The sequence below is a fragment of the Ruegeria atlantica genome (assembly GCF_013032005.1).
GTDB lineage: Bacteria > Pseudomonadota > Alphaproteobacteria > Rhodobacterales > Rhodobacteraceae > Ruegeria > Ruegeria atlantica_A.
Window position 1 is genome coordinate 170611 of the sequence record NZ_WQBE01000008.1, and the last position, 19838, is coordinate 190448.

Annotated in this window: 15 protein-coding genes; 12 read left to right on the forward strand and 3 right to left on the reverse strand. The window is 57.3% G+C overall.

Going from position 1 to position 19838, the window contains the following annotated elements; all coding sequences use genetic code 11:
- The first annotated feature begins 39 nt into the window (after nucleotides 1–39).
- Both rplK and rplA read left to right on the forward strand, forming a co-directional pair.
- On the forward strand, nucleotides 40–489 hold the full coding sequence (gene rplK / locus GOX21_RS15540) for a 50S ribosomal protein L11 (RefSeq protein WP_037314971.1): 450 nt from the start codon (nucleotides 40–42) through the stop codon (nucleotides 487–489).
- Nucleotide 490: 1 nt separating this feature from the next.
- Entirely contained in the window at nucleotides 491–1189 is a 699-nt protein-coding gene (rplA, locus tag GOX21_RS15545) for a 50S ribosomal protein L1 (RefSeq protein ID WP_170350965.1), read from the forward strand.
- Nucleotides 1190–1266: 77 nt separating this feature from the next.
- Here rplA and GOX21_RS15550 read toward each other — a convergent pair whose 3' ends face one another.
- On the reverse strand, nucleotides 1267–2307 hold the full coding sequence (locus tag GOX21_RS15550; RefSeq protein WP_170378389.1) for a Hint domain-containing protein: 1041 nt from the start codon (nucleotides 2305–2307) through the stop codon (nucleotides 1267–1269).
- A gap of 167 nt (nucleotides 2308–2474) precedes the next feature.
- A complete protein-coding gene (locus GOX21_RS15555) occupies nucleotides 2475–3437 on the reverse strand; it encodes a phosphotransferase (protein WP_170378390.1) in 963 nt (320 codons plus the stop codon).
- Nucleotides 3438–3854: 417 nt separating this feature from the next.
- On the opposite strand from GOX21_RS15555, the gene rplJ reads away from it, so the two are divergent.
- From rplJ to GOX21_RS15585, 6 genes are all read left to right on the forward strand, one after another.
- Nucleotides 3855–4373 carry a 50S ribosomal protein L10 gene (rplJ, locus tag GOX21_RS15560; RefSeq protein WP_010441181.1) on the forward strand — a complete coding sequence of 173 codons (519 nt, stop codon included), beginning with the start codon at nucleotides 3855–3857 and terminating at the stop codon, nucleotides 4371–4373.
- 79 nt (nucleotides 4374–4452) lie between these two features.
- Nucleotides 4453–4827 carry a 50S ribosomal protein L7/L12 gene (gene rplL / locus GOX21_RS15565; protein WP_170350962.1) on the forward strand — a complete coding sequence of 125 codons (375 nt, stop codon included), beginning with the start codon at nucleotides 4453–4455 and terminating at the stop codon, nucleotides 4825–4827.
- Nucleotides 4828–5077: 250 nt separating this feature from the next.
- Entirely contained in the window at nucleotides 5078–9214 is a 4137-nt protein-coding gene (gene rpoB / locus GOX21_RS15570; protein ID WP_170378391.1) for a DNA-directed RNA polymerase subunit beta, read from the forward strand.
- A gap of 52 nt (nucleotides 9215–9266) precedes the next feature.
- Complete coding sequence (rpoC, locus tag GOX21_RS15575) at nucleotides 9267–13508, forward strand: DNA-directed RNA polymerase subunit beta' (protein WP_170350960.1); 4242 nt, start codon at nucleotides 9267–9269, stop codon at nucleotides 13506–13508.
- Nucleotides 13509–13738: 230 nt separating this feature from the next.
- Entirely contained in the window at nucleotides 13739–14518 is a 780-nt protein-coding gene (locus GOX21_RS15580; protein WP_170378392.1) for a hypothetical protein, read from the forward strand.
- 124 nt (nucleotides 14519–14642) lie between these two features.
- Nucleotides 14643–15512 carry a DMT family transporter gene (locus GOX21_RS15585; protein WP_170378393.1) on the forward strand — a complete coding sequence of 290 codons (870 nt, stop codon included), beginning with the start codon at nucleotides 14643–14645 and terminating at the stop codon, nucleotides 15510–15512.
- On the opposite strand, the gene GOX21_RS15590 is transcribed toward GOX21_RS15585, so the two are convergent.
- Nucleotides 15491–16303 carry a putative rhamnosyl transferase gene (locus GOX21_RS15590; protein ID WP_170378394.1) on the reverse strand — a complete coding sequence of 271 codons (813 nt, stop codon included), beginning with the start codon at nucleotides 16301–16303 and terminating at the stop codon, nucleotides 15491–15493. The two genes, GOX21_RS15585 and GOX21_RS15590, sit on opposite strands and share 22 nt — an antisense overlap.
- Nucleotides 16304–16699: 396 nt before the next feature.
- Here GOX21_RS15590 and rpsL point away from each other — a divergent pair, with 396 nt between their 5' ends.
- From rpsL to GOX21_RS15610, 4 genes are all read left to right on the forward strand, one after another.
- Nucleotides 16700–17071: a 30S ribosomal protein S12 gene (rpsL, locus tag GOX21_RS15595; protein WP_009810698.1), complete on the forward strand. Its 372-nt coding sequence runs from the start codon at nucleotides 16700–16702 to the stop codon at nucleotides 17069–17071.
- 15 nt (nucleotides 17072–17086) lie between these two features.
- The gene (gene rpsG / locus GOX21_RS15600) at nucleotides 17087–17557 is read left to right on the forward strand and encodes a 30S ribosomal protein S7 (protein WP_058283017.1); all 471 of its coding nucleotides are present in this window, start codon (nucleotides 17087–17089) and stop codon (nucleotides 17555–17557) included.
- An 18-nt stretch (nucleotides 17558–17575) separates the two neighbouring features.
- A complete protein-coding gene (gene fusA / locus GOX21_RS15605; protein ID WP_170350956.1) occupies nucleotides 17576–19693 on the forward strand; it encodes an elongation factor G in 2118 nt (705 codons plus the stop codon).
- Between the two features lie 60 nt (nucleotides 19694–19753).
- Nucleotides 19754–19838, forward strand: an 85-nt coding sequence (locus GOX21_RS15610; protein ID WP_209506371.1) for a GTP-binding protein, incomplete at its 3' end; no start/stop codon positions are given.

Below are 19838 nucleotides of genomic sequence, written 5' to 3' on the forward strand. Positions count from 1 at the left end.
GGGTAGGACGCGTCCTATCTACGTTGAAAGGAAAACCAAATGGCCAAGAAGCTTGCTGGTACAATGAAACTGCAGGTTCCTGCAGGTCAGGCGAACCCGTCGCCGCCAGTTGGTCCGGCGCTGGGTCAGCGCGGCATCAACATCATGGAATTCTGCAAGGCGTTCAACGCCAAGACCGCAGATATGGAGCAGGGCGCACCTTGCCCGACCGTGATCACCTATTATCAGGACAAGTCCTTCACCATGGACATCAAGACGCCGCCCGCGTCTTACTACCTGAAAAAAGCAGCTGGCCTGAAGCCGGTCGGCAAGCGTAACCGCCCTCGTGGCGCGGAAAACCCAGGTCGCGAGACCGTGGCAACCGTGACCAGCAAGCAGGTTCGCGAAATCGCCGAAGCCAAAATGAAAGATCTGAACGCCAACGACGTCGAAGGCGCAATGCAGATCATCCTGGGCTCGGCCCGCTCTATGGGCATCGAGGTGAAGTAAGATGGCAAAACTTGGTAAACGCACCCGCGCTGCGCGCGAAGCTGTCGCTGGCAAGGAAAACCTGTCGGTCGAAGAAGCTGTTTCCCTGGTCAAAGGCAACGCCACTTCGAAGTTCGACGAGACCATCGAAATCGCTCTGAACCTCGGCGTTGACACCCGTCACGCGGATCAAATGGTTCGTGGCGTTGTCGGCCTGCCGAACGGCACCGGTAAAGCGATGCGCGTTGCTGTGTTCGCACGTGGCCCAAAGGCTGACGAAGCGAAAGAAGCAGGCGCGGACATCATCGGCGCAGAGGACCTGATGGAAACCATTCAGGGCGGCACCATCGAATTCGATCGCTGCATTGCCACCCCGGACATGATGCCGATCGTTGGCCGTCTGGGTAAAGTTCTGGGCCCCCGCAACCTGATGCCGAACCCCAAGGTCGGCACCGTGACCATGGACGTGAAAGCGGCCGTGGAAGCAGCCAAGGGTGGTGAAGTTCAGTTCAAGGCGGAAAAAGGCGGCGTTGTACACGCTGGCGTTGGCAAAGCGTCGTTCGACGAAGCCAAGCTGGTCGAAAACGTCCGTGCCTTCATCTCGGCCGTGGCCAAGGCCAAGCCGTCGGGCGCCAAAGGCACCTACATGAAGAAAATCGCGCTGAGCTCGACCATGGGCCCCGGCGTGACTCTGGATGTGGCGGCTGCGGCCGGCGAATAAGCCCCAGTCAAGCGCTTAGAAAAAAGAACCCGGGTTGTATATGCGACCCGGGTTTTTCATTTTTGCGGTCCGCGTGATCAGAGGTATGTGCGCAATACGCGGGCTTCATGCGCCCCGATTGTCTTGACCGCCGTGTGCTGGAACGCATTTCCGATCTCTTCAACCGTTGGGAAAAGCGCGAGGATTTCCGCCCTTTGCGGCGATGATAGGGAATATTTGGCAGTATCGCCGTAATAGTAGCTTTCCGTCAGCGCGCCGTTTGATCGCACAATGTGGTGCCGGTCGAACATGAAATGCGTATAGGTGATGCGGTCCGTCTCACGGATCGAAACGCCGGGAAGGCCGCACAGGTGCTTCGCGGCCACGAACACTTCGGACGAGCCAAACAGCATGTCGGTTGCGGGTGACTGTATCAGGACCCTGTGCTGTTGCGAGATCACAAGCTCATGCGTGTTTCCGATGGCGCCAGCTTCGATCACGACCGGAGCGAACGCGCCGTGGCCATGAACCTCGGTCGTTCCGATCCACAGGATCGGTTGCAGCCCGCCATCCCGGGTCCAGACGCGCTGACCCTTTTTCAGGGTCTGCACTTCGACGTCACCATCTTCGGTTTCGATCAAGGTTCCTAGGCCAAAGCAGGTAATGAAATCCGTATAGAGCGACGACCCCGCGTTTGAGCCGCTGATTTTGACATAAGAGGTTCCCGGCACCAAGGGGGCCGACGTGCTATAGCCCCAAACGTCCTGCGTGACCCCGTTCTGGGAAAACACGTAGATGTCAATCTCGGGTCCGGTTGGGTTTCCGTTAATGTCCAGAGCTCGCACGGTGATCACGGACTCAGATTCAACCTGTGTGCCATTTGTGACGATGCCACCGCCATCGGTAATGACGTGGCCCGTTTCCTGATCGTCGTCGAATATATCTGGGCTGCCGCTGGTGTCGTCCAGCGTGACAGTAGTGCCAAATCCACCCGAATAGGCAAAAATGGTGCCGTCCGGTGTGTCTGAGTTGTTGATAATAGATCCGCCAACGACAATGTCATTGGCATCGCCTCCGGCCGGAACGAATGTGGCGATGAGACTGGCACTGTCCTGAGCGAAAAAACTGCGGAGAACCATCTGCGCGATTATTCCTCTTTTGTACTTGTTATGTTGGGCCAAAGGCGACGAAGGCCACGCGAAATTATGCTGAAAGATAAGAAATTGGTTGGGTGGATGCGTCAACCGAGTTCTTCAAAATACCGCACAAATAATTGTCAACTGGGACGGTTGCCGCAACAGTCTCATTATCCTTGAAACACAACTTTCAAGCGATTGCCCAACCGCTGTCGTTTGTCTTCCTCAAACGGGCTACAGTCGTGTTTGGGTTGCCACAACGCCAGCCAATCCTTCAACAACCGGCCCCGGATGCAGTAATCCAGAATTTCCATGTTGATGGGATGTCGATAACGGCGAAAGAACATATCCTTGTTTTTTCTGAGAATACCGCTGCGATCCAAATCGGGTCCGGCCCCGTCGCGAAAAATATCTGCCTTTAGAAAGTCGACGATATCGTACACGGCCAGCTTTTCGCGGGATTCAGTAAAATCCAGGCCAATCGTTTTTCCCTGCCCGACAATCAGGTTCTGCCCGTGAAAATCACCATGTGAAAAAACCCGGATATCCTGAATGCCCTTCAGGCGAGCAGCTTCGGCCAGCATGACGTTTACCATTTTCCGACTTGTGCCCGCGATATCATAGGGCACCGTGGTTGAAAGGTCGCGAATGCTGTCTGTCATCCATTTTGGCCGAAATGCATAGCTCGCCGGGGGGTGGCGGTCGTGAAGATCATTCAGCCACGACCCGGCACGACGAAAGACCTGAGCAACCTGATCTTCGTTCTTGCTGTTATAGATCAGGTCGACCGCGGTTGGCCGGTTGATAAATTCGGTGACAAAGAAGGTTTCAGATGGCGACAGGTAAATCGGGCGGATAACCTGCGATGACGGGTTGTTTTCAAAATGCTGGTAAAGATCAGATAGCAGGCTGAACTCATCCCGCAGCCTTCCGGTGGTGGGAGAGTTGCTGTCGATTTTCAGTGCAAAGCTTTCAATTCCGGTTGTGATTTTCAAGACCAGACGCGAATCCGGAAACGCGTGCGAGCGATAGACGCATTCGACTTTCTTCACAGGCCCGACAGGATTGCGCCGTGAAAACTCGGCCACACACTCTGAAGCGAATGTCTGTTCAGTATCGGAAAGATCCAGCATTCAAATGCGTCGTTCTATGTGGCTTTTCACTGTGCGGATCGAATGGACCTCAGGGCTGGTGTCATGTCAATGCTGTGATGGCTGGCTTTGGGTTTTGCACGACGGATCTGGGCGGTGAAGCAATCCGGTTGGAACGGTCAATTTACCCCTTGGAAACCCCTGCCATCTGGCCTAAATAGAGCTGCGGAATAAAGCGTGCGATTCGTCGTGCGCTTTATTTTGTTTCGTCCAAGACGGTGGGTGGGTCCATTCGGCCCCTTAATTCCCTGCCTGAGACGGGTAAGACCAAAGAATTCTGAGGGTCACGATCCTCGGGCGAGTTTTGGCCAATCCCGTAACAACGGACCTGAACGCCGGGGTTAACCCTTCGGCAAATATGAGCCGGGGTGAGGTATCACCCCTAACTTGGAGAGAACTGTGGATAGAGCCCAGAAAGAGAAAGTGGTCGAGGAACTCGGCCAAATCTTCGAAAGCTCTGGCGTCGTAGTGGTTTCGCACTACGCCGGTCTGACAGTTGCCGAGATGCAGGACCTTCGCGCACGTGCTCGTGACGCGGGTGGTGCCGTGCGTGTTGCCAAGAACAGGCTCGCCAAAATCGCCCTTGAGGGTAAGCCGTGTGAAAGCATGGCCGACCTGCTGACAGGGATGACCGTTCTGACCTATTCCGAGGACCCCGTGGCGGCAGCCAAGGTGGCCGAGGACTTCGCCAAGGATAACAAGAATTTTGAGATTCTTGGTGGTGCAATGGGTGAGAACGCTCTGGACCGCAAAGGCGTCGAAACAGTTTCGAAAATGCCGTCTCGCGAGGAGCTTATTGCTTCGATCGTGGGCTGCATTGGCGCACCTGCTTCGAACATCGCCGGCGCGATTGGCGCACCTGCAAGCAACATCGCAAGCATCCTTTCCACCATCGAAGAGAAGGCGGAAGCTGCGTAAGCGGTTGGCACTGAATGATCTGCGTAGGGTGAACACCCTGACGTTGGAACACACACTGTAAACGGAAAGAGCTGATAAAATGGCTGATCTGAAAGCACTCGCAGAAAGCATCGTGGGTCTGACCCTGCTGGAAGCACAAGAACTGAAAACCATCCTCAAAGACGAATACGGCATCGAGCCCGCAGCTGGCGGCGCCGTAATGGTTGCAGCTGGTGGCGACGCCGGTGGCGCAGCTGAGGAAGAAAAAACCGAATTCGACGTCGTTCTGAAGAACGCCGGCGCTTCGAAAATCAACGTGATCAAAGAAGTTCGCGGCATCACCGGTCTGGGCCTGAAAGAAGCCAAAGAGCTGGTCGAAGCTGGCGGCAAGATCAAAGAAGCTGTGTCGAAAGACGAAGCCGAAGAGATCAAAGGCAAGCTGGAAGCAGCTGGCGCCGAGGTCGAACTGGCCTAAGCCCGTTGTCTGGCGCATCGCTGATGCGCCGCAAATTTTGGCTGGGCCCGGAGAAATCCGGGTCCAGCCGAACCTGTCTTAGAAAGGGCCTCATGAACGGGGGCGTTTTCTAAGACGCGGTTTTCGGATCGGGAGGCTGCCTTCGGGACGGTGGCCACGAATTGATCCGGACGTGTCGTCTCGAATGTGCAAGGCGCCGGGGCCCGACGGTGTCTTTGCCCGCTGAGAACATCGAAAGGTGACATCTGACATGGCTCAAACGTTCCTTGGCCAGAAACGTCTTCGGAAATATTACGGCAAAATCCGCGAAGTGCTGGAGATGCCGAACCTCATTGAGGTCCAGAAATCTTCTTATGATCTTTTCCTACGCTCCGGCGATGCAGAGCAGCCCACTGACGGCGAAGGCATCAAAGGTGTGTTCCAATCGGTTTTCCCGATCAAGGATTTCAACGAAACCTCCGTTCTGGAGTTCGTGAAATACGATCTGGAAAAACCCAAATACGACGTCGAAGAGTGCATGCAGCGCGACATGACCTACAGCGCGCCGCTGAAGGTCACTCTGCGTCTGATCGTGTTTGATGTCGACGAAGATACCGGCGCCAAGTCGGTCAAAGACATCAAGGAACAGGACGTGTTTATGGGCGATATGCCCCTGATGACGCCGAACGGGACCTTCATCGTGAATGGTACCGAGCGTGTGATCGTGTCCCAGATGCACCGCTCGCCCGGTGTGTTCTTTGATCACGACAAGGGCAAGACCCACTCTTCAGGTAAACTGCTCTTTGCTTGCCGCATCATCCCGTATCGCGGCAGCTGGCTGGACTTTGAGTTCGACGCCAAGGACATCGTTTTTGCCCGTATCGACCGTCGCCGCAAACTGCCTGTGACAACCCTGCTGTATGCGCTGGGTCTGGATCAAGAAGCGATCATGGACGCGTATTACAACACCGTGTCCTACAAGCTGGACAAGAAAAAGGGCTGGATCGCGCCGTTCTTCCCCGAGCGAGTGCGCGGCACCCGCCCGACCTATGATCTGGTTGACGCCAAATCCGGTGAAGTGATTGCTGAAGCAGGTAAGAAAGTCACTCCGCGCGCGGTCAAGAAGTTGATCGAAGAAGGCGTCGTCACCAACCTGTTGGTTCCTTTTGATCACATCGTCGGCAAGTTCGTCGCCAAGGACATCATCAACGAAGAAAACGGCGCGATCTATGTCGAAGCCGGTGATGAGCTGACCCTGGAATACGACAAGAACGGCGAGCTGATCGGCGGCACAGTTAAAGAGCTGATCGACGCAGGTATCACCGACATCCCGGTTCTGGACATCGACAACGTCAATGTTGGCCCCTACATGCGCAATACTATGGCGCAGGACAAGAACATGGGCCGCGAAAGCGCGCTGATGGACATCTACCGTGTCATGCGCCCGGGCGAGCCGCCCACCGTCGAAGCGGCCTCGGCCCTGTTCGACACGCTGTTCTTCGACAGCGAGCGTTATGACCTGTCCGCCGTTGGCCGCGTGAAGATGAACATGCGTCTGGCTCTGGACGCGCCGGACACCCTGCGCACCCTGCGCCGCGAAGACATTGTGGCCTGCATCAAGGCGCTGGTGGAGCTGCGTGACGGTAAAGGCGACATCGACGACATCGACCACCTCGGCAACCGCCGTGTCCGTTCGGTCGGCGAGTTGATGGAAAACCAGTACCGCGTCGGCTTGCTGCGCATGGAGCGCGCGATCAAAGAGCGTATGTCGTCGGTCGAGATCGACACCGTCATGCCGCAGGACCTGATCAACGCGAAACCGGCTGCTGCTGCTGTCCGCGAATTCTTCGGCTCGTCGCAACTGTCGCAGTTCATGGACCAGACCAACCCGCTGTCGGAAGTCACCCACAAACGCCGTCTCTCGGCGCTTGGCCCCGGTGGTCTGACGCGCGAACGTGCGGGCTTTGAGGTGCGTGACGTTCACCCGACCCACTATGGTCGGATGTGCCCGATTGAAACGCCGGAAGGTCCGAACATCGGTCTGATCAACTCGCTGGCCACCTTTGCCCGCGTGAACAAGTATGGCTTCATCGAAACACCCTACCGCGTTGTCAAAGACGCCGAGGTGACCGATGAGGTTCACTACATGTCCGCGACCGAGGAAATGCGTCACACCGTGGCGCAGGCGAACGCGACGCTGGATCAGAACGGCAAGTTCATCAACGATCTGGTCTCGACCCGTCAGGCCGGTGACTACACCCTCGCTCCGCGCGAGAATGTGGACCTGATCGACGTGTCGCCGAAACAGTTGGTTTCGGTTGCCGCATCGCTGATCCCGTTCCTTGAAAATGACGACGCCAACCGCGCTCTGATGGGCTCGAACATGCAACGTCAAGCGGTTCCGCTGCTGCGGGCCGAGGCGCCGTTGGTCGGTACCGGGATCGAGGAAAAGGTTGCGATCGACTCGGGCGCTGCGATCCAGGCGAAACGCGCCGGTATCATCGACCAGGTCGATGCCCAGCGTATCGTTATCCGTGCCACCGAAGATCTGGAGCTGGGCGACGCTGGCGTTGACATCTATCGTCTGCGCAAATTCCAGCGATCGAACCAGAACACCTGCATCAACCAGCGTCCGCTGGTGAAAGTGGGCGACACCGTCATGAAAGGCGAGGTTGTTGCCGATGGTCCGTCCACCGATATCGGTGAACTGGCGCTTGGTAAAAACGTGGTCGTCGCGTTCATGCCGTGGAACGGCTACAACTACGAAGACTCGATCCTGATCAGTGAACGTATCGCGCGCGATGACGTCTTTACCTCGGTCCATATCGAGGAATTTGAAGTCGCCGCCCGTGACACCAAGCTGGGCCCGGAAGAGATCACCCGCGACATCCCGAACGTCGGTGAAGAAGCGCTGCGTAACCTCGACGAGGCGGGCATCGTTTACATCGGTGCGGATGTTGAGCCGGGCGATATTCTGGTCGGCAAGATCACTCCGAAGGGCGAAAGCCCGATGACCCCGGAAGAAAAGCTGCTGCGCGCCATCTTTGGTGAAAAAGCATCTGACGTGCGCGACACCTCGCTGCGCGTGAAGCCGGGCGATTACGGTACAGTGGTCGAAGTTCGCGTCTTCAACCGTCACGGCGTCGAGAAAGACGAGCGTGCGCTGCAGATCGAGCGTGAGGAAGTCGAGCGTCTGGCCCGTGACCGGGACGACGAGCTGGCGATCCTGGACCGCAACATCTATGCGCGTCTGCAAGGCCTGATCCTGGGTAAAACTGCTGTCAAAGGCCCGAAAGGCGTCAAGGCAGGCTCGGCAATCACCGAGGATCTGCTGGAAACCCTGACCCGTGGTCAGTGGTGGCAACTGGCGCTGGAAGACGAGAAGGACGCACAGATCGTCGAAGCGCTGAACGAGCAGTACGAAGTGCTCAAGCGTGCTCTGGACGCCCGTTTCGAAGACAAGGTCGAGAAGGTCCGCCGTGGCGACGACCTGCCGCCGGGTGTGATGAAGATGGTCAAAGTCTTTATTGCCGTGAAGCGTAAGCTGCAGCCGGGCGACAAGATGGCCGGTCGTCACGGGAACAAAGGTGTGATCTCCAAGGTTGTCCCGATGGAAGACATGCCGTTCCTGGCCGATGGTACTCCGGTTGACTTCTGTCTGAACCCGCTGGGCGTGCCGTCGCGTATGAACGTTGGTCAGATCCTTGAAACCCACATGGGTTGGGCCGCGCGCGGTCTGGGTCTGAACATCGACGACGCACTGGGTGAATACCGCCGTTCCGGCGACCTGACCCCGGTGCGCGAAGCGATGAAGCTGGCCTATGGCGAGAATGTCTATGAAGAAGGCATTGCCAACATGGACGAGGGTCACCTGATCGAGGCGGCGGGCAACGTGACCCGCGGTGTTCCGATCGCGACCCCGGTCTTTGATGGTGCCAAAGAGGCTGACGTCAACGATGCGCTGGTGCGTGCGGGCTTCTCGGAAAGCGGTCAGTCGATCCTGTTCGACGGTCGCACCGGTGAGCAATTCGCACGTCCGGTGACCGTGGGCATCAAATACCTGCTGAAACTGCACCACCTGGTGGACGACAAGATCCACGCGCGTTCGACCGGGCCGTACAGCCTGGTTACCCAGCAGCCGCTGGGTGGTAAGGCGCAGTTCGGTGGTCAGCGCTTTGGTGAGATGGAGGTCTGGGCTCTGGAAGCTTACGGTGCCGCCTACACCCTGCAGGAGATGCTCACCGTGAAATCGGATGACGTCGCCGGCCGGACCAAGGTCTATGAGTCGATCGTCAAGGGCGAGGATAACTTTGAAGCGGGCGTACCGGAATCGTTCAACGTTCTGGTGAAAGAAGTCCGTGGCCTCGGCCTGAATATGGAACTCCTGGATGCGGAGGTTGAGGAGTAAGGGCCTCGGCTCTTCCTCCCGTCCCCCCTTCCGCAAAATTTGAGGTATCAAAATGAACCAGGAAATCACCAACAACCCGTTCAACCCGCTGACGCCGCCGAAGGTTTTCGACGAGATCAAGGTCTCGCTGGCCAGCCCTGAACGGATCCTGTCTTGGTCCTATGGTGAGATCAAGAAACCCGAAACCATCAACTACCGGACGTTCAAGCCCGAGCGTGACGGTCTGTTCTGCGCGCGTATCTTTGGCCCGATCAAAGATTACGAATGTCTGTGCGGCAAATATAAGCGGATGAAGTATCGCGGCGTTGTCTGCGAGAAATGCGGTGTGGAAGTCACCCTGCAGAAAGTCCGCCGTGAGCGTATGGGCCACATCGAACTGGCCGCGCCCGTCGCACATATCTGGTTCCTGAAATCGCTGCCGTCCCGCATCGGTCTGATGCTGGACATGACGCTGCGCGATCTGGAACGCGTTCTGTACTTTGAAAACTATGTCGTCATCGAGCCCGGTCTGACCGACCTGACCTACGGCCAGATGCTGACCGAAGAAGAGTACATGGATGCGCAGGATGCCTATGGCATGGACGCGTTCACCGCGAACATCGGTGCCGAAGCCATTCGTGAGATGCTGGCCCAGATCGATCTGGAAGCCGAAGCCGAGCAGCTGCGCGCTGATCTGGCCGAAGCAACCGGCGAACTGAAGCCCAAGAAGATCATCAAGCGTCTGAAGGTTGTCGAATCCTTCCTCGAGTCGGGCAACCGCCCCGAGTGGATGGTGATGACCGTGATCCCGGTTATTCCGCCGGAGCTGCGTCCGCTGGTTCCGCTGGACGGTGGCCGTTTCGCGACCTCGGATCTGAACGATCTGTATCGCCGCGTCATCAACCGGAACAACCGTCTGAAGCGTCTGATTGAGCTGCGCGCGCCTGACATCATCGTCCGCAACGAAAAGCGGATGCTGCAGGAATCCGTTGACGCTCTGTTCGACAACGGCCGTCGTGGCCGTGTGATCACCGGTGCCAACAAGCGTCCGCTGAAATCGCTGTCAGACATGCTGAAAGGTAAGCAGGGCCGCTTCCGTCAGAACCTTCTGGGTAAGCGCGTCGACTTCTCGGGCCGTTCGGTTATTGTGACCGGTCCCGAGCTGAAGCTGCACCAGTGTGGTCTGCCCAAGAAGATGGCGCTGGAGCTGTTCAAGCCGTTCATCTACTCGCGCCTTGAAGCCAAAGGTTTGTCTTCGACCGTGAAGCAGGCGAAGAAACTGGTCGAGAAAGAGCGTCCCGAAGTGTGGGATATCCTCGACGAGGTGATCCGCGAACACCCTGTCATGCTGAACCGTGCACCCACGCTGCACCGTCTTGGCATTCAGGCGTTCGAGCCGGTCCTGATCGAAGGTAAAGCCATCCAGCTGCACCCGCTGGTCTGTTCGGCCTTTAACGCCGACTTCGACGGTGACCAGATGGCCGTTCACGTTCCGCTGAGCCTTGAGGCCCAGCTGGAAGCCCGTGTTCTGATGATGTCGACGAATAACGTTCTGTCGCCTGCAAACGGTGCGCCGATCATCGTTCCGTCGCAGGATATGATCCTGGGTCTGTACTATGTGACCCTGGAACGCGAAGGCATGCCGGGCGAAGGCAAAGTCTTTGGTTCGATCGAAGAAGTCCAGCACGCGCTGGACGCGGGTGAGGTGCATCTGCACTCGAAAATCACCGCGCGGATCACGCAGATCGACGACGAAGGCAACGAAGTTCAGAAGCGTTACGAGACCACTCCGGGCCGTCTGCGTCTGGGTGCCTTGCTGCCGATGAACAACAAAGCGCCGTTCGAACTGGTAAACCGCCTGCTGCGGAAGAAAGAAGTGCAGCAGGTCATCGACACCGTCTATCGCTACTGCGGTCAGAAAGAGTCGGTTATCTTCTGTGACCAGATCATGTCGATGGGCTTCAAAGAAGCGTTCAAGGCGGGCATCTCGTTCGGCAAGGACGACATGGTTATTCCGGATGACAAATGGGGCATCGTTGATGACACCCGCGGTCAGGTGAAGGACTTTGAACAGCAGTACATGGATGGCCTGATCACTCAGGGCGAAAAGTACAACAAGGTTGTCGATGCCTGGTCGAAGTGTAACGACCGCGTGACCGAAGCGATGATGAGCACGATCTCATCCTCGGATCGGGCAGAGGACGGTTCCGAGCAGGAACCGAACTCAGTCTATATGATGGCCCACTCCGGTGCGCGTGGCTCGGTCACTCAGATGAAACAGCTGGGCGGTATGCGCGGCCTGATGGCCAAACCGAACGGTGACATCATCGAGACGCCGATCATCTCGAACTTCAAGGAAGGCCTGACCGTTCTTGAATACTTCAACTCGACCCACGGCGCCCGTAAGGGTCTGTCAGATACCGCTCTGAAGACGGCGAACTCAGGTTATCTGACCCGTCGTCTGGTAGACGTGGCGCAGGATTGCATCGTTCGTGAGATCGACTGTGGCACTGAGCGCGCGATCACCGCCGAAGCTGCGGTGAACGACGGTGAGGTTGTTGCCTCGTTGGCCGAACGTGTGCTGGGCCGAGTCTCTGCCGATGACGTTCTGCGTCCGGGTACGGATGAGGTGATCGTGGCCGCTGGTCAGTTGATCGACGAACGTATGGCCGACACCATTGACGAAGCCGGTGTTGCGTCCATGCGCATCCGCTCGCCTCTGACCTGTGAGTCTGAGGAAGGCGTCTGTGCGACCTGCTACGGTCGTGACCTTGCGCGCGGTACCATGGTGAACACGGGTGAGGCTGTCGGCATCATCGCCGCCCAGTCCATCGGTGAGCCCGGTACACAGCTGACGATGCGGACCTTCCACATTGGTGGTGTTGCGCAAGGTGGTCAGCAGTCGTTCCAAGAAGCCAGCCAGGACGGTGTCGTTTCCTTCGAGAACCCGCAGATTCTGGTCAATGCCGCAGGCGAAAGTCTGGTCATGGGCCGGAACATGAAGCTGGTGATCAAGGACGAACACGGCGAAGAGCGTGCCAGCCACAAGCTGGGCTATGGTTCCAAGCTGTTCGTCAAGGATGGCACCAAAGTGGCCCGTGGCGACAAGCTGTTCGAGTGGGATCCCTACACCCTGCCGATCATCGCCGAGAAAGCCGGTACTGCGAAATACGTTGACCTCGTTTCGGGCATCGCTGTCCGCGATGAGACCGACGACGCAACCGGCATGACTCAGAAGATCGTGATCGACTGGCGTGCGGCCCCCAAAGGCAGCGATCTGAAGCCCGAGATCATTCTGGTCGGTGAAGATGGCGAGCCGGTCCGCAACGATGCGGGCAACCCGGTTCACTATCCGATGTCGGTGGATGCGATCCTGTCGGTCGAAGATGGCCAGCAGATCGAAGCCGGTGACGTTGTCGCGCGTATCCCGCGCGAAGGTGCCAAGACCAAGGACATCACCGGTGGTCTGCCGCGTGTGGCCGAACTGTTCGAAGCCCGACGTCCGAAAGATCACGCGATCATCGCAGAAGCCGATGGTTACGTGCGCTTTGGCCGCGACTACAAGAACAAGCGCCGCATCAGCATCGAACCGGCAGATGAGTCGATGGAAACGATCGAGTATATGGTGCCCAAGGGCAAACATATCCCGGTCGCGGAAGGTGACTTTATCCAAAAGGGTGAATACCTGATGGATGGTAACCCGGCTCCGCATGACATCCTGTCCATCATGGGTGTCGAAGCGCTGGCGGATTACATGATCGACGAGGTGCAGGACGTCTATCGTCTGCAGGGCGTGAAGATCAACGACAAGCACATCGAGGTCATCGTGCGCCAGATGCTGCAGAAGTGGGAGATCCTGGATTCAGGCGACACCACCCTGTTGAAAGGCGAACATGTCGACAAGCAGGAGTTTGACGCAGCCAACGAGAAGACCCTCTCGCGCGGTGGCCGTCCGGCTCAGGGCGAACCGATCCTCTTGGGGATCACCAAAGCCTCGCTGCAGACGCGTTCGTTCATCTCGGCGGCGTCGTTCCAGGAAACCACCCGCGTGCTGACCGAAGCGTCAGTACAGGGCAAAAAGGACAAGCTGGTTGGCCTGAAAGAGAACGTCATCGTCGGTCGCCTGATCCCTGCCGGTACAGGTGGTGCAACCCAGGCTGTGCGTCAGGTTGCCCAGTCGCGCGACAACGTCGTGATCGAAGCCCGCCGGGAAGAGGCCGAAGCGGCCGCTGCCTTGGCTGCCCCGATTGTCGAAGACGACATGGTTGGAGACGAGCTGGACGTTCTGGTGGAAACCCCGGAAAGCCGCGAGTAAGCGACTACGATAATCCAAAGATCAGGCCTCGCGATTTCGCGGGGCCTTTTTCTTTGGGTGGCCGCTTGTGCCCTTTGCCTTGATTGAAGCGCTGACAATGGCAAGGGATGGGTCGCAGACTGTGCGGCTCGGTTCGACGCAAATTAATATGAGCAGATTTATTTTGGAAAAACCCTTTTCATGGTATGGTTTTTTACGTCTCACGCACAAATCCACTGGAGATTTGAATTATGAGAGCTGTATTGAAATTGTCTCGTGCATTATCGGTTTTAGGGATTGGCCTGCTGGCGGCATGCAGTGATTACGCCTATGTCGGGATGCCGCAGGGGCAGCCGTCTCGGGAAGTAAAAATTCCCGATGGTACCACACGGCTTATTCCAGTTTCCGCTTCGATAGTGGGTCTTGCCTATGACCAGCCGCGGCGGCGGATTTTCCTGCGCAATCTCCCCGGTACACAGTTGCAGGAACTTGATCGAAATGGCCGCGTTCTACGCACCTTTTCGGCGCAGCGCGTACCGGCCGGTTGCGGAGGGGTTACTCCTGACGACTTCCCGATCAAGGAATGCGGGCTCGCTGTTCGGGGTGCAGACGGCCATCTTTTCCTGGATCATCCAAACGGTCTGATGATTTCAGAATTGACGCGCGACGGGCAGTTCGTACGCCATATCAGGCTTGCGCAACCGCAAGGACCGATAGGCGGGCTGGCCTTCGACAAAAATACCGGCACCCTTTACGTGTTGTTTATTCGGAATCGCCTGATTGCCGAGATTGATCTGAACGGCACCACCAAAAGGGTCATTCGCCCAACCAACCCCTCGGTTGGTGCGGCATTGCAGATTGAGCGCTTTGGCCTCGGGATCAACGCTGAACGCCGTGAGCTTTACGTTGCACTTCAAAACGGCAACCGGCTTGGGGTTTTAAACATGTCCGGAGGGCTGATCGCGACGCATAACCTGAGTGCCGGGGTGACCGTCGAAGGTATCGGCGGCGGGCGCGTCTTTGGATTTTGATGGCGATTAGATTGTGTCCGGCAAATTGAGACGTAATTTTCCTGTTCGCCCACTAAGTTGCGTTGACAATAAGTCGATCGATTGAGCCAATGCAGCAATCGACTTTCGACCGGATTCTTTAACCATGACTCCAAACGTGAAAGGCGCGCTGCTGATGATGGGCAGCATGGCCGCCTTTACCATCAATGATGCTCTGATCAAGGCGGCAGGTGCCGAGGTGCCGTTGTTTCAGATGGTAGCAATGCGCGGACTTTTGGCGACGGTTTTGGTGTTTCTGCTGGCGCGTCATCTTGGGGCGTTGCATCTGAATTTCCCGCGTCACGACAAATGGCTGGTGGTGATCCGGTGTCTGGCCGAGCTGTCGGCCACGTTCTTTTTTCTGACCGCGTTGCTGCATATGCCGCTGGCCAACGTGACCGCAGTGCTGCAGGCCTTGCCGCTGACGGTCACGCTGGGCGCAGTGCTGTTTTTCCGCGAACAGATCGGGTGGCGACGAGTTCTGGCGATTGTGTTGGGCTTTGCCGGGATGCTGTTGATTGTGCGGCCCGGCCCCGATGGGTTCAGCATATACGCGATCTATGCCTTGATTGCGGTGGCCTCGGTCACGGCGCGGGATTTGATTACGCGGCGGATGTCGGTGCATGTGCCCTCGCTGGCGGTTACCTTGGCGACGTCCCTGACGATTACCGTGTCGGCGGGGATTGCCACGGTGGCAACAGGTTGGGAACCGGTACCGGTCGGTGCTGGTTTGATGGTGGCATCGGCAGCGGTGTTCGTACTTGGGGGCTATCTTTTCAGCGTCATGGTCATGCGCGTAGGCGAGGTCGGGTTCGTCGCGCCCTTCCGATACTCCAGCCTGATCTGGGCGCTGGGGCTGGGGTGGCTGATTTTCGGGGAATGGCCGGACACGATTACCATGTTCGGGGCAACGCTGGTCGTTGGCGCAGGGCTGTTCACATTATTCCGCGAACGTCAGACGCAGCCCGCCGAGTGAACTTGGCGCACAAGGTTCTGATCTATCGCAAAGCGGGCGATGAATTCACCTTCTTGTTCGGGTGTCAGAGGCAACAGCTCAGTCTTAGTGTCACGCGCATTGCGTGAATCGTTAAACTGGTTGAGCGTGCGCACCCACATCGGCGCGTCAGGATAACTGATGACCGGCATGAAATTCCCGATCCGGTGATGGGCGAAATTCATAATTGTCTGCTCGCAATTTCCACGCACATGCATCGCAAAGCCTATCCCCAACAGGGGGCGCATAACCTGGGCAGCCTGAATGCCATCTGTCCCGAATTCGGCCAGAAAGCCCTTGTTATAGTCGATGGCGACCGTTCGGTTGTTCTCCATCAGACCTTTACTCTCGTCGACGGCAAGGCGCAGACGTTCGACAAAATCCACTGACACGGCATCATCGTCGTCATGGCGGAATTGAACGCAAGGGTCGCTGGGGTCGTTGCGGGCGGCATTCAGAATCTCTTTCATCACCTTGCGATGTCGACCCGGAGCGCGGGCGATGATCTGAACCTGGGGCATGCCGGCGGTTAGATCGCGCAATCGATCCAGAGCGGGTTTGGGAAGGCAATCACCGATCACGATGAGAAACTGAAAATCCTCGTTGGTCTGCTCTCGAATGCAGGGCAGTGTAGTGGTTTCGAACAGGCGAAAGCGTTCTTCTAGGCGGGCCGGGTTGTAAAGGTGCCGCCGACGTTCTTCGATCGTTTCATGTTCGACCTGAAAGCCGCCATAGGCAGGATAGGAAAAGCGGCACAGGCCGATGATTTGCATATTTGATCCGTGGGGCAGCGTGTTGCACAGACTATGCCTTCCCGAAAAGGGTGTCGCAACGGCTGCGGTGCTGGAAATTCCGGAAGGGGCCTGATATTCCCGCATAAACAGGCCGGTGAGACACCCATACGGGTGCACTGTTGACACTTGCTCCGACTCCCCCTATTACGCGCGCTATCTCGGTACCGGGGGCCGCCCCATAACCGATTTCAGTAATGGACTGGTCAAGGCCTGAACAATTTTGCAGTTCGCGCCCTCTGATAACCAACCGCGACGTTCACCTCGGAATGGGAACGCTCGCGGGTTTTGCGCTTGTGGACGCATAAGTGCAGCAAGTTTAACCGCACGCAACGCGCGTGCATGTCATGTGTGTTGCAAAACGGGGAAGAAACCGGAATGCCAACTATTCAACAGCTGATCCGCAAACCGCGGCAGCCCAAAATAAAACGCTCGAAGTCCATGCACCTGGAGCAGTGCCCGCAGAAACGCGGCGTCTGCACCCGCGTGTACACCACCACACCTAAAAAGCCGAACTCGGCTATGCGTAAGGTTGCCAAGGTGCGCCTGACCAACGGGTTCGAGGTCATCTCGTACATCCCCGGTGAAAGCCACAACCTGCAGGAACACTCGGTTGTTCTGATCCGTGGCGGCCGTGTAAAAGACCTTCCCGGTGTGCGTTACCACATCCTGCGCGGTGTTCTGGATACTCAGGGCGTCAAAGACCGTAAGCAGCGTCGTTCGAAATACGGCGCGAAGCGTCCCAAGTAAGAAGGAGAGGCTGATATGTCACGTCGTCACGCCGCCGAAAAACGCGAAGTCCTGCCTGACGCCAAATTTGGCGACAAGGTACTGACCAAATTCATGAACAACCTGATGATCGACGGCAAGAAGTCGGTCGCAGAGCGCATCGTCTACAACGCGTTTGATCGCGTTGAAGGCAAGATCAAGCGCGCACCGGTCGAAGTGTTCCACGAAGCGCTCGACAACATCAAACCGTCGGTCGAGGTTCGCTCGCGCCGGGTTGGTGGTGCAACCTACCAGGTTCCGGTCGAAGTACGCCCCGAGCGCCGCGAAGCCCTGGCCATCCGTTGGCTGATCTCGGCTGCACGCGCCCGCAACGAAAACACCATGGAAGAACGCCTTGCCGGTGAACTGCTGGACGCTGTACAGTCCCGCGGTACTGCCGTGAAAAAGCGTGAAGACACCCACAAGATGGCCGAGGCGAACAAAGCCTTCAGCCATTATCGTTGGTAATCCAAGAGGCTTAGACCAATGGCACGCGAATATCCGCTCGAACTGTACCGTAACTTCGGTATCATGGCGCACATCGACGCAGGTAAGACCACCTGCTCGGAGCGTATCCTGTATTACACTGGTAAATCCCACAACATCGGTGAGGTGCACGATGGTGCAGCCACCATGGACTGGATGGAGCAGGAGCAGGAACGCGGCATCACCATCACTTCGGCTGCGACCACCACTTTCTGGGAACGCACCGAGGACGGTCAGACCGCAGAAACGCCTAAGCACCGCCTGAACATCATCGACACTCCCGGCCACGTTGACTTCACCATCGAAGTTGAACGTTCGCTGGCAGTTCTCGACGGTGCCGTTTGCGTTCTGGACGCAAACGCCGGTGTTGAACCCCAGACCGAAACCGTGTGGCGTCAGGCTGACCGCTACAAGGTTCCGCGTATGGTTTTCGTCAACAAGATGGACAAGATCGGTGCTGACTTCTTCAACTGCGTCAACATGATCGAAGACCGCACCGGCGCACGTGCTGTTCCGGTTGGTATTCCGATCGGCGCCGAGTCCGAGCTGGAAGGCCTGATCGACCTGGTCACTATGGAAGAGTGGCTGTGGCAGGGCGAAGATCTGGGCGCAAGCTGGATCAAAGCTCCGATCCGCGACAGCCTGAAAGACATGGCTGACGAATGGCGCGGCAAGATGATCGAAGCGGCCGTCGAAATGGACGACGACGCGATGATGGAATACCTGGAAGGCAATGAGCCCGACGTTCCGACCCTGCGCGCCCTGCTGCGCAAAGGTACTCTGGAAATCGCGTTCGTTCCGGTTCTGGGTGGTTCGGCGTTCAAGAACAAAGGCGTTCAGCCGCTGCTCAACGCTGTGATCGACTATCTGCCCAGCCCGCTGGACGTTGTCGATTACATGGGCTTCAAGCCCGGCGACGAGGAAGAAGTTCGTGACATCGCCCGTCGTGCAGACGACGACATGGCCTTCTCGGGCCTGGCGTTCAAAATCATGAACGACCCCTTCGTTGGCTCGCTGACCTTCACTCGGATCTATTCGGGCACCATGAACAAGGGTGACTCGATCCTGAACTCGACCAAAGGTAAGAAAGAGCGCATCGGTCGTATGATGATGATGCACTCGAACAACCGGGAAGAGATCGAAGAAGCGTTTGCAGGCGACATCATCGCGCTGGCGGGTCTGAAAGACACCACCACCGGTGACACCCTGTGTGACGCGAAGGATCCGGTGGTTCTGGAAACCATGACCTTCCCCGATCCGGTGATCGAGATCGCGGTTGAGCCCAAAACCAAGGGCGACCAAGAGAAGATGTCCCAGGGTCTGGCCCGTCTGGCCGCCGAAGACCCGTCCTTCCGTGTGGAAACCGACCTGGAATCGGGTCAGACCATCATGAAGGGCATGGGCGAACTTCACCTGGACATCCTGGTGGACCGTCTGAAGCGCGAATTCAAGGTCGAGGCGAACATCGGTGCACCGCAGGTGGCATACCGTGAGACCATCTCGATGCCGGTCGAACACACTTACACCCACAAGAAACAATCGGGTGGTTCGGGTCAGTTCGCCGAAGTCAAGCTGGAGATCCAGCCGACCGAGCCGGGCGAAGGCTATTCGTTCGAAAGCCGCATCGTTGGTGGTGCCGTTCCGAAGGAATACATCCCGGGTGTTGAAAAAGGCATCAATTCGGTCATGGATAGCGGCCCGCTGGCTGGCTTCCCCGTGATCGACTTCAAGGTTGCCCTGCTGGACGGTAAGTTCCACGACGTTGACTCGAGCGTTCTGGCGTTCGAAATCGCATCGCGGATGTGTATGCGTGAAGGCATGCGTAAAGCTGGCGCGAAGCTGCTGGAACCGATCATGAAAGTCGAAGTGATCACCCCGGAAGAGTACACCGGCGGTATCATCGGCGACCTGACTTCGCGTCGGGGCCAGGTGTCTGGACAAGAGCCGCGCGGCAACGCGATCGCCATCGATGCGTTTGTTCCGCTGGCGAATATGTTCGGCTACATCAACACTCTGCGCTCGATGTCGTCGGGTCGTGCCCAGTTCACCATGCAGTTCGACCACTACGATCCGGTTCCGCAGAACATCTCGGACGAGATTCAGGCGAAATACGCATAAGCGAAGATTTGAGGGAGCGCGGCTAACGCGCTCCCTTCATTACCGAAAAAGGAGGCCATCATGGCAAAGGAAAAGTTTGAGCGTAATAAGCCGCACGTCAACATCGGCACGATTGGGCACGTTGACCACGGTAAAACCACGCTGA